A 13248-nucleotide genomic window follows, 5' to 3' on the forward strand; every position below is an offset into this window, starting at 1 on the left:
AAATCTGCGTCATCTGCGGAAAACAGGTTTATAGCTTGTAGGCCGCCAAGTCGATGGTGAGGGTCGGGCGTCCCATGGCTTGCAAGGCGGCGCTCAGAAAACGCCGCGCTTCGGGCGTCAGCGGGTTGTAATCGGCGGGCTTGAAGTTCAGGGCGAGCAGCAGAATCTGGTCGACCAGCAACATTTTCCCCATCGGGTTCGGGGTTTCCAGCCCGGCCTTGAGGAAGGTCTCGGCGATCCAGTGCCGCGCGGCAGCCGGGTCGAAAGCCGCCAGATCGTCGGCGCCGAGGGAATAATCAAAACGCTCGCCGTTCTTCAACACCACGCTGACTTGTTGATCCACAGTGCCGCTCCTTCTGTCATTCGTTGATTTGACGCGGATGATACCGGAAGCGGCCGCGATCTTCGCTGTCGCTTCCATGTTCGCCCGAAGGCGCGGTGGCTCTGGCGCAAGCAGGAAACCCTGTAAAATCGCCGCTCTTGCGAATTTACGGGCGCATTGACAAGGATTCCCGATGAACCAAAAACCCACGTTTAGTTCCGACGTCACGCGCGCCCGCGCGCATGAGTCTTCTCTGAAAGTCGGCCACGGGCCAACTTTTCAGGAAGTCATCCTGCGCCTGCAGGATTTCTGGAACAAGCAGGGCTGTGTGCTGCTCCAGCCTTACGACATCGAAGTCGGCGCCGGTACCTTTCACACCGCGACCTTCCTGCGGTCGATCGGGCCCGAACCATGGAAGGCCGCCTACGTGCAGCCTTCACGCCGGCCCAAGGACGGCCGTTACGGCGAGAACCCGAACCGCCTGCAGCACTACTACCAGTACCAGGTGGTGCTGAAGCCGAATCCGCCCAACATCCAGGAACTCTACCTCGACAGCCTGCGCGCGCTCGGCATCAACACCTCCGAACATGACATCCGCTTCGTCGAGGACGACTGGGAATCGCCGACGCTGGGCGCCTGGGGCCTGGGCTGGGAAGTCTGGCTCAACGGCATGGAAGTCACCCAGTTCACCTATTTCCAGGAAGTCGGCTCGCTGCCCTGCCGCCCGGTGCTGGGCGAGATCACCTACGGCATCGAGCGCCTGGCGATGTACCTGCAAAGCGTGGAAAACGTCTTCGACCTGGTCTGGTCGCCGGGCGTCACCTACGGCGACGTGTATCACCAGAACGAGGTCGAGCAATCGACCTACAACTTCGAGCATTCCGATGTCGACTGGCTGTTCGCGCAGTTCACGAAATACGAATCCGAGGCCAAGCGCCTGATTGGCCTCAGCCTGCCGCTGCCGGGCTTCGAGATGGTGATGAAGGCCTCGCATACCTTCAACCTGCTCGATGCGCGCGGCGCCATTTCGGTCACCGAACGCGCTGCCTACATCGGCCGCGTGCGCGCGCTGGCGCGGGAAATCGCCCAGGCCTATTTCGATTCGCGCGAACGGCTCGGCTTTCCCATGTGCAAGTAATCTTGTCCGGAGATTTCGCAGATTCACGCAGATGAAAGCTGAAGCCGAGACAATCTGCGCCCATCTGCGTAATCTGCGGACCGCCCTGAGGTTTTGAAAATGAAAGCAACATTACTGATCGAACTCCTCACCGAGGAACTGCCGCCGAAGTCGCTGGCGAAGCTGGGCCTGTCCTTCCGCGAGCAGATGCAGAAGGCCTTGAGCGAAGCCGGCTTTATCGATGCCGGCAACGAGGGGCGCTGGTACGCCACGCCACGCCGCCTGGCGCTGCAATTCGACGCCTGCCTGGAAAGTCAGCCCGATCGCGTGATCGAAAAGAAGGGGCCGGCGGTCGCCTCGGGAGTCGGCGCTGACGGTACGCCGACCAAGGCACTGGAAGGATTCATGCGCTCGGCCGGCGTCGAATTTGCGCAGCTGGAAAAGCTCAGTGATGGCAAGGCGGAGTATTTCGTCGCCCGCATCAAGAAAACCGGCGAGCGCATCGACATGTATCTGCCGGACATGATGGAAGCGGCGCTCAAAAAACTGCCGGTGGCCAAGCTGATGCGCTGGGGCGCCGGCGAGGCGCAGTTCGTGCGGCCGGTGCACGGCCTGATGCTGATGCACGGCGCGCGCACCATTCCCGGCAAGGTTCTCGACCTCGACAGCCGCAACGTCACGCGTGGCCACCGCTTCATGAGCGTCGGCGTAATCGACATTCCTCGCGCTGAAAATTACGAAGCCATCCTGGAAAAGGAGGGCCGCGTCATTGCCTCCTTCGACAAGCGCCGCGCCATGATCGTCGAACAGCTCGATCGCGCCGCCGGGCAGCTTACCTGGCTGCGCGACGAGGCGCTGCTCGACGAAGTCACGGCACTGGTCGAATTCCCGGCCGTGTATGAGGCGAATTTCGACGTGGAGTTTCTCGCCGTGCCGCAGGAATGCCTGATCCTGACCATGAAGGCGAACCAGAAATATTTTCCGCTGATGGATGGAAGCAAGCTGACCCACCGCTTCCTCGTCGTCTCCAACATGAAGGTTGCGGACCCCATCAACATCGTCACCGGCAATGCCCGCGTGGTGCGTCCGCGCCTGGCCGACGCCAAGTTCTTTTTCGAGACCGACAAGAAGACGCCGCTCTCGGCGCGCATCGGCAAGCTGTCGCGCGTGGTCTATCACAACAAGCTCGGCACGCAGGGCGAGCGCGTCGACCGCCTGGTCAAGCTGGCGGCCGCGATCGCCCGGCGCATCGGCGCCGACGCCATGCAGGCGGAACAGGCGGCCCTGCTGGCGAAGGCGGACCTCGTCACCGACATGGTCGGTGAATTCCCCGAGTTGCAGGGCATCATGGGCCGCTATTACGCGCTGGCCGACGGCGAGCCGGCTGTCGTCGCCGATGCCATCCAGAGCCATTACCAGCCGCGCTTCAACGGCGACACGCTGCCGCAAGGCCATGTCGCCTGCGCCGTGGCGCTGGCCGACAAGCTCGATGCGCTGATCGGCTTTTTCGGCATCGGCCAGATTCCCACCGGCGACAAGGACCCCTTCGGCCTGCGCCGCGCCGCGCTGGGCGTCTTGCGCATCCTGATGGAAACGCCGCTGGCATTGTCGCTGCCGGATCTGATCGACGATGCCGCCGCCGGTTTCGCACCCGAGCTGTTCAGCGGTAACTGGCGTGCCGCCAGCGCCGACTTCTTCAAGGAGCGCCTGCGCCACATGCTGCGCGACGCCGGCCACGACCCCAAGGCCGTCGACGCCGTGCTGGCGCTGGACCCGACGCGCATCGACCAGGTCCCGGCCAAGCTCGCCGCGGTCAAGGCCTTTGCCGCGCTGCCCGAAGCGGAAGCGCTGGCCGCCGCCAACAAGCGGGTGGGCAATATCCTGAAGAAGGTCGAGGGCGCGGTCGCGCCCGGCTTCGACAACTCGCTGCTGCAAGAGGCAGCGGAACGGGCGCTGGCCGCGATGCTGCCGGTGGTCAAGGCCGATGCCGAAGCGGCATTCGAGCGCGGCGACTACACGGCTTCGCTGCAAGCACTGGCGAAGCTCCGAACCCCGGTCGACGCCTTCTTCAACGATGTCATGGTCAACGCCGAAGACCCGGCCCTGCGCGCCAACCGGCTGGGCCTTCTGGCCACGCTGCACAACGCGATGAACCGCGTGGCCGACATCTCGAAGCTCTCTTCCTGACCATGGCGATAAGCGCGTCTTTTGCGGCGGTGTTCGGCAAAGTCGGCGCTGGCGACACGGCGAAAATGAAATCATGAAGCTTGTGATACTCGACCGCGACGGCGTGATCAACCACGACTCCGACCAGTACATCAAGTCGCCGGAGGAGTGGAAGCCGATTCCCGGCAGCCTCGCCGCAATTGCCCGCCTCAACCAGGCCGGCTATCGCGTGGTGGTGGCGACCAACCAGTCGGGCGTCGGCCAGGGATTGTTCGAAACCGATACGCTGATCGCCATGCACGACAAGATGCTGAAGGCGCTGGCGCAAGTCGGCGGCCGCATCGACGCGATCTTCTTCTGCCCGCACACCAATGCCGACAACTGCGACTGCCGCAAGCCCAAGCCCGGCATGTTGCGCGAGATCGCCGCGCGCTTCAACGCCGACCTCGCCGGCGTGCCGGCGATCGGCGACAGCCTGCGCGACCTGCAGGCCGCCGCCGCCGCCGGCGCACAACCGATGCTGGTGCTGACCGGCAAGGGCCGCAAGACCGTCGATGATCCCGCCCTGCCGCCGGATACGCAGGTGTTTCCCGATCTTGCCGCCGCCGTTGCACACATAGTCAACTGATGGCGGTATTCCGTTCCCTGCTGTTCCTGCTGATCCTGCTGGTGGTGACGCCGCCCTACACGCTGGGCGTGCTGTTCTTCTGGCCGCTGCCGCACCATCTGCGGCGTCGTTCGGTGGTGCCCTGGGTGAACTTCACTATCTGGCTGGTCAAGCATGTGCTCGGCATTCCCTACCGCCTGGTCGGTGCCGAAAACATCCCCGATCGCGCCTGCGTCGTGCTGTGCAAGCACCAGTCGGCCTGGGAAACCTTCATGCTGCAGGAAGTATTCAAGGACACCGTCTTCGTCTGGAAAAGGGAAATCAAGTACCTGCCCTTCTTTGGCTGGGCGCTGGCGGTGACGCCGATGATCGAAACCGACCGCAGCGCCAGCAAGGCCAGCCTGAAAAGCCTGGTGGAACAGGGCCGCGATCGCCTCGCCAACGGCTACACGGTGATCATTTTTCCCGAAGGCACCCGTTCGCAGCCGGGATCGAAAAACCGCTACAAGGCCGGCGGCGGGCTGCTGGCGGTCGAAACCGGCACGCCGGTGGTTCCCGTGGCACTCAACTCGGGCGAATTCTGGGGCCGCAACGCGCTGTTCAAGAAATGCGGCACCGTCATCGTCAGCGTCGGCCCGGCCATCGACCCGGCCGGGCTCACGGCCAACGAAGTCACGCAGCGCGCCGAGGCCTGGATCGAAGCCGAAATGGCCCGCATCAGCCCGCGGCTTTACGGGGGGTCGCCATGAGCAGCGCAACGCGGCGCCAGCCGCAACTCGCGCTCAAGCTCGACAGCACGGCCGTCGATCCGGCCAGCCGCTGGCACGACGGCGCGGCGCTGACCTTCCTCGGCGGCAGCCTGCGGCTGGTGCTCGGCACGCAACATCAGGAAGCCTTGCGCGAAGGCGACACGCTCGACCTGCCGCTGCCGCCCCAGGCCACGCCGCGCCAGATCCAGGATCGCGCCGAAGCCTGGTTGCGCGACGAAGCCAAGCGCCTGCTGTCGCAGGTCATCGAACAGAAGTCGGCGTTGGCGGGACGGCGCGCACCGCGCCTGGCGCTCTCCTTCGCCGCGCGCGGCCATTGGGTCGAGGTGCAGGACGACGATTCGCTGCGTTGCAACTGGCGCCTGATCGAGCAACCGATGGCCGTCATCGAGCAGGCGATCGCCCGCGCCATCGCCGCCCTGCCGCCGGAAGACAAAGGCTTCGATCTTTTCGGCAATTCGTCGATCACACCGGCACGCTAGGCAGAAATCGATCCGATGTTTCTCGAACAACTCAAGCTGTTCCGCCTGCCCTCGCCGCCGCCCGAGGCAAAGACTCGCCATCTGCTGATCGGCGGCCGCATCGTCGATTACCGGCTCAAGAGCGGCGCCAAGCGCCTGTCGATGACCATCGACGAGCGCGGCCTGCGCATCGGCGCACCGCATCGCATCGCCCTCACGGAGATCGAGGCCTTCGTCCAGGGCCATGGCGAATGGGTACTCAGGAAGCTCGGCGAACTCGCGCACGCCACCCAGCCGCGCCACCTCACGATCAAGGACGGCGCACGCCTGCCGCTGCTCGACGGCGACGCCGAAATCCGCGTCCTGCCCGGCGCCAACCGGGTGCGCTGGATCGCCAACGTGCTGGTGCTCGAAGCGCGGCCCGAAGCCGACCTCGCCCAGTTGGCGACACGCGCGCTGCAGAAGCGGGCGCTCACCCATTTCGCCGGACGCCTCGCCCATTACACCGGCCAGCTCGATCTGGCCGTGCCCAGACTCGCGCTGTCTTCGGCCCATACGCGCTGGGGCAGTTGCAGCAAGGACAGCGGCATCCGCGTCAACTGGCGGCTGATCCACCTGCCGACGCACCTGGGCGATTACGTGGTGGCCCACGAAGTCGCCCACCTGCTGGAAATGAACCACAGCGCTCGCTTCTGGTCCGTGGTCGGCTCGCTCTACCCCGACTGGAAAGCCGCGCGCAGCGAACTCAAGCAGCGCGCCACCTCCCTGCCTATTCTTTAAGGAAACACTGAATAAGGTACAAACACTGTGAACGATCTCATCGTCATTGGGTCAGACAAAGAGTGTTGATCACAAGGGATAGAACGATGAAACAAATGACGCTGGCGGCGACACGAGGATTCGAGAAGCACAACCGTGCGACGCGCAAGGCGGAGTTTCTGGCGCGGATGGATCGCCTGATGCCGTGGGCCGAGTTCTGCGCCGTGATTGAACCGCATTACCCGAAGGCCGGGAATGGCCGGCCACCGGTGGGACTGGAGCGCATGCTGCGGATGTACTGCGTCGCCAACTGGTTCAACCTGGCCGACGAAGCCTGTGAAGACGCCCTCTACGATGTCCCCGTGTTTCGTGAGTTCTGCCGCATCGACCTGGGCCGGGAACGGGTGCCAGACGCCACGACCCTGCTGCACTTTCGGCATCTTCTGGAACGTCACGATCTGGGAGCCGCCATGTTCGCCAAGATCGGCGAATTGCTGCTGGCCAACGGCATGAAGCTCTCCGGCGGCACGATTGTCGATGCCACCCTGATTGCCGCGCCGCCCTCGACCAAGAACCAGGAGAAGAGCCGCGACCCGGAGATGCACCAGACCAAGAAGGGCAACGAGTGGCACTTCGGCATGAAGCTGCACATCGGCACGGACAGCCAGAGCGGACTGGTCCATAGCGCCAGCGTCACGGCCGCCAACGTTCATGACAGCCACCAAGTGCCGAACCTGCTGCATGGTGCGGAAACTCGCTTCTACGGCGACAGCGCCTATCGGGGCCAAGAGCAGCGTAAGCGGCTGAAGGTCATCGCGCCGAAGGCGAAGGACTTCACCAACAAGCGCGCCTATCGGAACAACCCGCTGACGGACGCCGACAAGGAAACCAACCGCCGCAAGTCCAGCGTGCGATCCAAGGTCGAGCACCCGTTCCTGACCGTGAAGCGCCTGTGGGGCTTTGCCAAGGTTCGCTATCGCGGTCTGGCAAAGAACGCCAATCGCGCCTTTGCCATGCTGGCGATGCTCAACGTCAGCATGTGGGCACGACCATTGACGGGAGAGGTGCGTCCGGCATGAGCAAGACAAGGGAGAATTCCCCCTTATCCGCTCCCGAATGGGCCAAGCACCCCATGAATATGGCATTTCCGTCACAGTTTCGTCTCTATTTCAGCCCGTCGCCGTTTTTTGCGGTGGCTTGTTCAGCATTTCCTTAAAACCATTTTCCGCAGATTTCGCAGATTTCCGCAGATTAAAACCTGCCGACGGATGGGTGGGGCGCGCCAGGCGTGTTGATCCATCTGCGCAATCTGCGTAATCTGCGGATCAACCGCTTTTCCATGAAAAAAGGTTCCCCCATGAGAATCCTGCACACCATGCTGCGCGTCGGCGATCTCGACAAGTCGCTGGCCTTCTACACCGAGGTGCTCGGCATGCGCCTCCTGCGGCGCAACGACTACCCGGAGGGAAAATTCACCCTGGCTTTCGTCGGCTTCGAGGATGAAGCGGATGGCGCCGTGATCGAACTGACGCACAACTGGGGCGTCGATCGTTATGAGATCGGCACCGGCTACGGCCACATCGCGCTGGCCGTCGATGACGCCCATGCCGCCTGCGACGCCATCCGCCAGCGCGGCGGCAAGGTCACGCGCGAGGCCGGGCCGATGAAGGGCGGCACGACGGTGATCGCCTTCGTCGAAGACCCCGACGGCTACAAGATCGAACTGATCCAGAAAAAGCGCTAGACGCAACCGGGCGCGTCAATGCCTGACTACGCTCAATATCTGGTATTCCGTACCCTCCAGCAACAGCGTATGCCGATAGGGTGAAATTTCATGGGCACGAATCTGCAGGGTGGTGCGGGTAGAGAGTTCGCGCACCTCAAGGCGGTCTTCTCCATCGTAGGAGCGCCGGCATACCAGACGCGGAGCGCCTGACGTCGTGATCAGCAGCTGATATTGATTGCTCATCATCCACCTCCTCTGTCACCGAGACATTCGGACGGATGAAGTTTTCATCATCGCGAGGGGAGCGGCCAGTGTCGTCAACTCCCGACACTCGAACACGCGCAGGCGCTGTTGCACGGCACGGAACAATGTGTTCCCGGTTGCTCCCTGACCGGAACGATTCCGCGGCGCTAGACTGCGGCCATGGCATACATTCCACCGACATTCATTTCCCATGGCTCGCCGATGCTGATGCTGGAACCCGGCCGCGCCGGGCCGGCGTGGCGGGCGCTGGCAGAAAAACTGCTGCGACCGCGGGCGATTCTCGCCGTCTCCGCGCACTGGAACACGCGAGTCCCCACCGTCAGCGCCAGCCCGCAACCGGAAACAATTCACGATTTTTACGGCTTTCCGCAGCCGCTCTACGCGCTCGCCTATCCGGCTCCCGGCGCGCCCGATCTGGCGGCGGAAGTTGCCGGGCTGGTTCCCGGCATCCATATCGACCGCGAGCGCGGGCTCGATCACGGCGCCTGGTCGCCGCTCTCCACGATGTATCCGGCCGCCGACATTCCCGTGGTCCAGCTTTCCGTGATGCCGCAGGCATCGGCCGAAGAGCACTACCGGCTGGGGCAGGCGCTGCAAACACTGACGCAAAACGGCGTGCTGATCATGGCGTCGGGCGGGCTGACGCATAACCTGCGCGACATCGTCGCCGACGCGGAAGATGGTGCAGCGCTGTCCTACGTCGCCGAATTCCGCGACTGGTTTGTGCGAACACTGCTGCAACGCGACCTGCCGGCGCTGTTCGACTGGCGCCGCCGGGCGCCGCACGCGGCACGCGCCCATCCTTCGCCAGAACATCTGCTGCCGCTGTATGTCGCCCTCGGCGCCGCCGGCGACGCTGCGACGGCGCACATCGCCTACCGCGATTACCAGTTGGCCGCCCTGGCACTCGACGCCCTGGTGTTTACCGCTGACGATGCCTGAGCGCAGTACCCATCCTCGCCGCGCCCCGGCATGCACCGTGGAATTGTGCGAAGGCCCTCAGGGTTTCAGGTCCAGCACCGGCGTATCGGCGAACGCGTCGATGCCGTCGATCTCGACGACATTGCCCCGCACCGCGAGCACCCTGGCCTCGCTCAGGGCGATCAGGTTGGGCCGCAAGGGCGAGCGCGTGGCGAACACCCCGCGCAGCGGCCGCTCCGGATCGCCGCGCGGATGCACCTGCAGCACCGCGCGCTTTTCCGGGCTGTCGTTGCGGTCGAACCAGTAGAGCACCTGGATCGACTTCAGTTCCTCGACGCCCATCAGCGCCGGCTGGTAGCGCCGCTCGATCTCGATGAACGTCCTGCCGCCGGATTTCCGCACCCAGCCGACCGGGCTCATCGTATAGACAGGCGTCGCACCCGGCGCCGCCGCGCTCGCCAGGGGCACGCTCCAGCCGGCCGCCATGCCGATGAGGGCAAACGCGACGAACGGCAAGCGCGCACGCGCGCTGCAAGACTTCAAGGCGGAAAACATGACGTGCCCCCGGGCAAGGATGCGAGTCCCTGAATTGTGCCGCAAGAGTCGGCGCTTGCCGGCCCGCGAAGCGGAATTCCCGGCAGACAGAGTCCGGGACGGCGGGATGCGATTCTTTGTCGCCGATCTCTCTTCGCTGGCCAGATGACTGGAGCTGGGCCGAAACGGACAGCGGCTCGCGCTGGATGAACTCCTGCTTCGTGCCCATTCGGCTGACAGAAAGCGGCGCGTCCTAACTTGGACGGAGGGCGCTGGACCAAACCCGGTGCACACCAGAATAGAGAAACAGCGACACCTCGCTGCGCTCCATTGGTGCGCTACTTCTTTTTTCGCGCCGCAGCAACTCGCGGCTTTTTCGCGGCTCCGGGTTTGGCGTCAAGCTCGGCGGGCGCCGGCGGCTTGTCGCCGAGCACGCCCTTGAGCGGACAGATATTGAAGGCGGGACATTTCTTGCAACCGGCGACGATGGCAATCGGGCAAACAGTCATGATGATTCCTGCCGAAGAGGACGAGGGAGGCGAAGTATGCGCGGGGCTTGCGCAGGAAAGTAGGCTGCCTCGCCTAAGCGCCACCCTCCTGCGCCAGCTCGGCGAAATCGCGCATCAGGTCGCCCAGCTTGTGCTGGGCATGGGCGCGCTGCGCCGGCGTAATCATGGCCAGCACCGCCACGGTGAGCTCCGCCGACGCGCGACGCAGTACCTGGGCCTGGGCCAGCCGCGCCGGATCGAGCGGCATGTCGAAACGCGCTGCGTAGTCGCGCAGCAGCTTGACCACCTGCTCGCGCGGCGGCCGCTCGCGCTGAACCTGGCGCACCAGTGCCAGCCAGTCCCGCTGGCGTCGCTGGCGTTCCTCGTACCAGAACTGGCTGCCGGCGCTCTGGCTGTCGATCATCCGCTGCAGGCCCGCCTTCTGCTCGCCGCTGAGATCACCGAACCAGTATTCGGCCCGCTCCAGCAGCCGCTTGTAGCGCACCTTGCGCTGTCCGCTTTCACCGTCTGCGAGCTGCGCCTCCCTGGCGTATTCCAGATTCTTGTCTGCCAGGCGCTCGGTAATGCGCTCTATCTGCCTCGGGGTGATGGTGGACAAGAAATCCGCAATGTCCGGCGTGGCCTGCTCGGCCAGCGTCCGGCCCAAGCGGATGATGCCGTCACCCAGCGACAGCACATCGGCGGCTGTCGGCTGACCGGCGACGAGCTTCTGGCCTTGCCGCAGCACGGCGACGTACTCGGGCAGCTGGGTCTTGCGATGCCAGGCATGGATGCGGACCAGGCGCTCGCGAGCCAGCGCATCCTGCTCGGGCGACATGTCGACATACTGGTCGAGCCACCAGCGCACCAGGCTGTCGGCATTGCCGTAGCCGAGGCGCACGGCGCTGCAACCTTGAAGGAGCAGGCCGGCGGCAACAAGGAGGATCAGCAGGCGGATCGAATGGCGCATGATGGATGCAATGCGCACGGGCATCGTCAACGCATCCGGTCGACGCGGCATGCGCCGCATCGAACCGGTGTCAGGCCGCCGGCACCGGCATGCCGCGCCGGTCCTTCAGGGCCAGCCAGCCGCGAATCACCCGGTAGAGCACCCACAGCCCGGTACCGACGATGACCATGATCGCCGCCGGAATGCCGATCAGGGTGATCGCCAGCAGCCCGGCCACCAGCAGCCACAACGCGGCGAACCAGAAGCTGCGCAACTGCCAGCGCCAGTGCGTCGCCAGCCAGGTTCCGCCCACCTGGTCGCGGGTAAGGTAATTGATGATCACCGCGATGATCGACGGCCAGCCGAAAACAAAGGCACCGACGACGGTTGCCGAGGTAAGCACTCCGGAAATCGCCGACAGGGCATGCAGTCCGTACATGATGTGACACCATGCACGGGGACCGTCCAGTTCGCCATCCGCATCGTCTTGCGCGGGAATCACTTCGGGTTCGGTCATTGCGCTCCTCTCCTACAATCCCAACTGCTGCCACAGTGCGTCGACGCGCTCCTTGACGGCTATGTCCATTGTAATAGGCCGCCCCCACTCGCGCGCAGTCTCGCCCGGCCACTTGTTGGTCGCGTCGATGCCCATTTTGCTACCAAGACTGGCCACCGGTGACGCGAAATCGAGGTAATCAATGGGCGTATTCTCGGCAATCAGCGTGTCGCGCGCCGCATCGACACGGGTGGTCAGGGCCCAGATCACTTCGGGCCAGGAACGCACGTCGACGTCCTCGTCGGTGACGATGATGAACTTGGTGTACATGAACTGGCGCAAAAAGCTCCAGATGCCGAACATCACCCGCTTGGCATGCCCCGGATACTGCTTCCTGATGCTGACCACGGCCATGCGGTAGGAACAGCCCTCGGGGGGCAGGTAGAAATCGACGATCTCCGGAAACTGCTTTTGCAGCAGCGGGACGAACACCTCGTTCAGCGCCACGCCGAGCATCGCCGGCTCGTCCGGCGGCTTGCCGGTGTAGGTGGAGTGGTAGATCGGATCGCGGCGCATGGTGATGCGCTCGACCGTGAACACCGGAAACTCGGCCACCTCGTTGTAATAGCCGGTGTGGTCGCCGAAAGGGCCTTCCGCCGCGGTCTCGCCGGGATTGATGAAACCTTCGAGGACGATCTCGGCGGAACCCGGCACCTGCAAGTCGGAGCCGAGGCATTTCACCACTTCCGTCTTGGCGCCGCGCAGCAAGCCGGCGAACTGGTATTCGGACAAGCTGTCGGGCACCGGCGTCACCGCCGCCAGAATCGTCGCCGGATCGGCGCCGATCACCACGGCAACCGGGAAGGGTTGGCCCGGGTTCTGCGCACAGTGGTCGCGGTAATCCAGCGCGCCACCGCGATGCGCGAGCCAGCGCATGATGACCTTGTTCGGGCCGATGATCTGCTGGCGATAGATGCCGAGGTTCTGCCGCGACTTGTTCGGCCCGCGCGTGACGACCAGGCCCCAGGTGATCAGCGGTGCGGCGTCGCCCGGCCAGCAGGTCTGCACCGGCAAACGCGCGAGGTCGACGTCCTTGCCTTCCCATGCGATGTCCTGGCAAGGCGCCGAACCCAGCAGCTTCGGCGCCATGTTGAGCACCTGCTTCAGCACCGGCAGCTTTTCCCAGGCATCCTTCAATCCCTTGGGCGGCTCCGGCTCCTTGAGGTAGGCCAGCAGCGTGCCGACGTCGCGCAGGCGGGTTTTCCAGTCGGCATCGGCCTTGTCCTCGCCCTCCGCGGCAGCGATGCCGAGCGCCACCCGGCGCGGTGTGCCGAACAGGTTGGCCAGCACCGGCATCGAATGTCCCTTCGGCTTCTCGAACAGCAGCGCCGGCCCGCCGGCGCGCAGAACGCGATCGGCAATCTCGGTCATTTCCAGGCAGGGATCGACCTCGACCGCAATGCGCTTGAGTTCGCCCAGCGCTTCCAGCTGGGCAATGAAGTCACGCAGATCAAAATATCTCATGGGAAGGAGCCAGACATAATTTTTGATTCTAACCGCCCGCACCCATCCTGGAAAAGTCGGCGCCCGCGACACGGCGTCGCGGCGCCCCCCTGTTGGCGGTTTGTCGACTAAAGTGTTGCCACCTTCCAATCCCGACTTGCCGGCAAC

16 protein-coding genes are annotated in these 13248 nt (G+C 64.3%); 9 read left to right on the plus strand and 7 right to left on the minus strand.

Going from position 1 to position 13248, the window contains the following annotated elements; genetic code table 11:
* Positions 1-28: 28 nt before the first annotated feature.
* Entirely contained in the window at positions 29-532 is a 504-nt protein-coding gene (locus tag SUTH_RS15590; protein WP_148312953.1) for a hypothetical protein, read from the minus strand.
* On the opposite strand from SUTH_RS15590, the gene glyQ reads away from it, so the two are divergent.
* The 8 genes from glyQ (at position 516) to gloA (ending at position 7943) form a co-directional block, all read left to right on the plus strand.
* Positions 516-1460 carry a glycine--tRNA ligase subunit alpha gene (gene glyQ, locus SUTH_RS15595; RefSeq protein WP_084207449.1) on the plus strand — a complete coding sequence of 315 codons (945 nt, stop codon included), beginning with the start codon at positions 516-518 and terminating at the stop codon, positions 1458-1460. The two genes, SUTH_RS15590 and glyQ, sit on opposite strands and share 17 nt — an antisense overlap.
* Positions 1461-1559: 99 nt before the next feature.
* Positions 1560-3626 carry a glycine--tRNA ligase subunit beta gene (gene glyS, locus SUTH_RS15600; RefSeq protein WP_041100529.1) on the plus strand — a complete coding sequence of 689 codons (2067 nt, stop codon included), beginning with the start codon at positions 1560-1562 and terminating at the stop codon, positions 3624-3626.
* A 73-nt stretch (positions 3627-3699) separates the two neighbouring features.
* The gene (gene gmhB, locus SUTH_RS15605) at positions 3700-4233 is read left to right on the plus strand and encodes a D-glycero-beta-D-manno-heptose 1,7-bisphosphate 7-phosphatase (RefSeq protein WP_041100531.1); all 534 of its coding nucleotides are present in this window, start codon (positions 3700-3702) and stop codon (positions 4231-4233) included.
* Complete coding sequence (locus SUTH_RS15610; protein WP_041100533.1) at positions 4233-4961, plus strand: lysophospholipid acyltransferase family protein; 729 nt, start codon at positions 4233-4235, stop codon at positions 4959-4961. The genes gmhB and SUTH_RS15610 overlap by 1 nt, the downstream gene beginning before the upstream one ends.
* Complete coding sequence (locus SUTH_RS15615; protein WP_041100535.1) at positions 4958-5461, plus strand: YgjP-like metallopeptidase domain-containing protein; 504 nt, start codon at positions 4958-4960, stop codon at positions 5459-5461. The genes SUTH_RS15610 and SUTH_RS15615 overlap by 4 nt, the downstream gene beginning before the upstream one ends.
* Positions 5462-5476: 15 nt before the next feature.
* On the plus strand, positions 5477-6220 hold the full coding sequence (locus SUTH_RS15620; protein ID WP_041100537.1) for a M48 family metallopeptidase: 744 nt from the start codon (positions 5477-5479) through the stop codon (positions 6218-6220).
* An 86-nt stretch (positions 6221-6306) separates the two neighbouring features.
* Positions 6307-7278, plus strand: coding sequence for an IS5 family transposase (locus tag SUTH_RS15625; RefSeq protein WP_041097738.1), 972 nt, complete (start codon positions 6307-6309; stop codon positions 7276-7278).
* Between the two features lie 278 nt (positions 7279-7556).
* Entirely contained in the window at positions 7557-7943 is a 387-nt protein-coding gene (gloA, locus tag SUTH_RS15630; RefSeq protein WP_041102440.1) for a lactoylglutathione lyase, read from the plus strand.
* Between the two features lie 15 nt (positions 7944-7958).
* Here the strand turns inward: gloA and SUTH_RS15635 are convergent, their stop codons facing one another.
* Positions 7959-8168 (minus strand): hypothetical protein, encoded by a 210-nt coding sequence (locus SUTH_RS15635; protein WP_148312954.1) that lies wholly within the window; start codon positions 8166-8168, stop codon positions 7959-7961.
* A gap of 180 nt (positions 8169-8348) precedes the next feature.
* Here SUTH_RS15635 and SUTH_RS15640 point away from each other — a divergent pair, with 180 nt between their 5' ends.
* The gene (locus SUTH_RS15640; RefSeq protein ID WP_041100541.1) at positions 8349-9131 is read left to right on the plus strand and encodes a dioxygenase family protein; all 783 of its coding nucleotides are present in this window, start codon (positions 8349-8351) and stop codon (positions 9129-9131) included.
* A 57-nt stretch (positions 9132-9188) separates the two neighbouring features.
* Here SUTH_RS15640 and SUTH_RS15645 read toward each other — a convergent pair whose 3' ends face one another.
* From SUTH_RS15645 to ubiD, 5 genes are all read right to left on the minus strand, one after another.
* Positions 9189-9653, minus strand: coding sequence for an SAM-dependent methyltransferase (locus SUTH_RS15645; RefSeq protein ID WP_197539603.1), 465 nt, complete (start codon positions 9651-9653; stop codon positions 9189-9191).
* 329 nt (positions 9654-9982) lie between these two features.
* A complete protein-coding gene (locus SUTH_RS19745) occupies positions 9983-10153 on the minus strand; it encodes a hypothetical protein (RefSeq protein WP_171817384.1) in 171 nt (56 codons plus the stop codon).
* 73 nt (positions 10154-10226) lie between these two features.
* Positions 10227-11126, minus strand: a complete 900-nt coding sequence (locus SUTH_RS15650) for a DUF6279 family lipoprotein (RefSeq protein ID WP_148312955.1) — start codon at positions 11124-11126, stop codon at positions 10227-10229.
* Between the two features lie 46 nt (positions 11127-11172).
* Complete coding sequence (locus SUTH_RS15655) at positions 11173-11598, minus strand: DUF4870 family protein (protein WP_041100544.1); 426 nt, start codon at positions 11596-11598, stop codon at positions 11173-11175.
* Between the two features lie 12 nt (positions 11599-11610).
* Positions 11611-13101 carry a 4-hydroxy-3-polyprenylbenzoate decarboxylase gene (ubiD, locus tag SUTH_RS15660; RefSeq protein WP_041100546.1) on the minus strand — a complete coding sequence of 497 codons (1491 nt, stop codon included), beginning with the start codon at positions 13099-13101 and terminating at the stop codon, positions 11611-11613.
* Between the last annotated feature and the right edge of the window lie 147 nt (positions 13102-13248).

This window comes from Sulfuritalea hydrogenivorans sk43H, assembly GCF_000828635.1.
Lineage (GTDB): Bacteria > Pseudomonadota > Gammaproteobacteria > Burkholderiales > Rhodocyclaceae > Sulfuritalea > Sulfuritalea hydrogenivorans.

Coding starts and splice junctions, on each gene's coding strand:
- SUTH_RS19745 (WP_171817384.1), bottom strand. CDS start 10,153: ATGACTGTTTGCCCGATTGCCATCGTCGCCGGTTGCAAGAAATGTCCC.
- glyS (WP_041100529.1), top strand. CDS start 1,560: ATGAAAGCAACATTACTGATCGAACTCCTCACCGAGGAACTGCCGCCG.
- SUTH_RS15635 (WP_148312954.1), bottom strand. CDS start 8,168: ATGAGCAATCAATATCAGCTGCTGATCACGACGTCAGGCGCTCCGCGT.
- ubiD (WP_041100546.1), bottom strand. CDS start 13,101: ATGAGATATTTTGATCTGCGTGACTTCATTGCCCAGCTGGAAGCGCTG.
- SUTH_RS15615 (WP_041100535.1), top strand. CDS start 4,958: ATGAGCAGCGCAACGCGGCGCCAGCCGCAACTCGCGCTCAAGCTCGAC.
- gmhB (WP_041100531.1), top strand. CDS start 3,700: ATGAAGCTTGTGATACTCGACCGCGACGGCGTGATCAACCACGACTCC.
- SUTH_RS15610 (WP_041100533.1), top strand. CDS start 4,233: ATGGCGGTATTCCGTTCCCTGCTGTTCCTGCTGATCCTGCTGGTGGTG.
- gloA (WP_041102440.1), top strand. CDS start 7,557: ATGAGAATCCTGCACACCATGCTGCGCGTCGGCGATCTCGACAAGTCG.
- SUTH_RS15650 (WP_148312955.1), bottom strand. CDS start 11,126: ATGCCCGTGCGCATTGCATCCATCATGCGCCATTCGATCCGCCTGCTG.
- SUTH_RS15620 (WP_041100537.1), top strand. CDS start 5,477: ATGTTTCTCGAACAACTCAAGCTGTTCCGCCTGCCCTCGCCGCCGCCC.
- SUTH_RS15640 (WP_041100541.1), top strand. CDS start 8,349: ATGGCATACATTCCACCGACATTCATTTCCCATGGCTCGCCGATGCTG.
- SUTH_RS15625 (WP_041097738.1), top strand. CDS start 6,307: ATGAAACAAATGACGCTGGCGGCGACACGAGGATTCGAGAAGCACAAC.
- SUTH_RS15655 (WP_041100544.1), bottom strand. CDS start 11,598: ATGACCGAACCCGAAGTGATTCCCGCGCAAGACGATGCGGATGGCGAA.
- glyQ (WP_084207449.1), top strand. CDS start 516: ATGAACCAAAAACCCACGTTTAGTTCCGACGTCACGCGCGCCCGCGCG.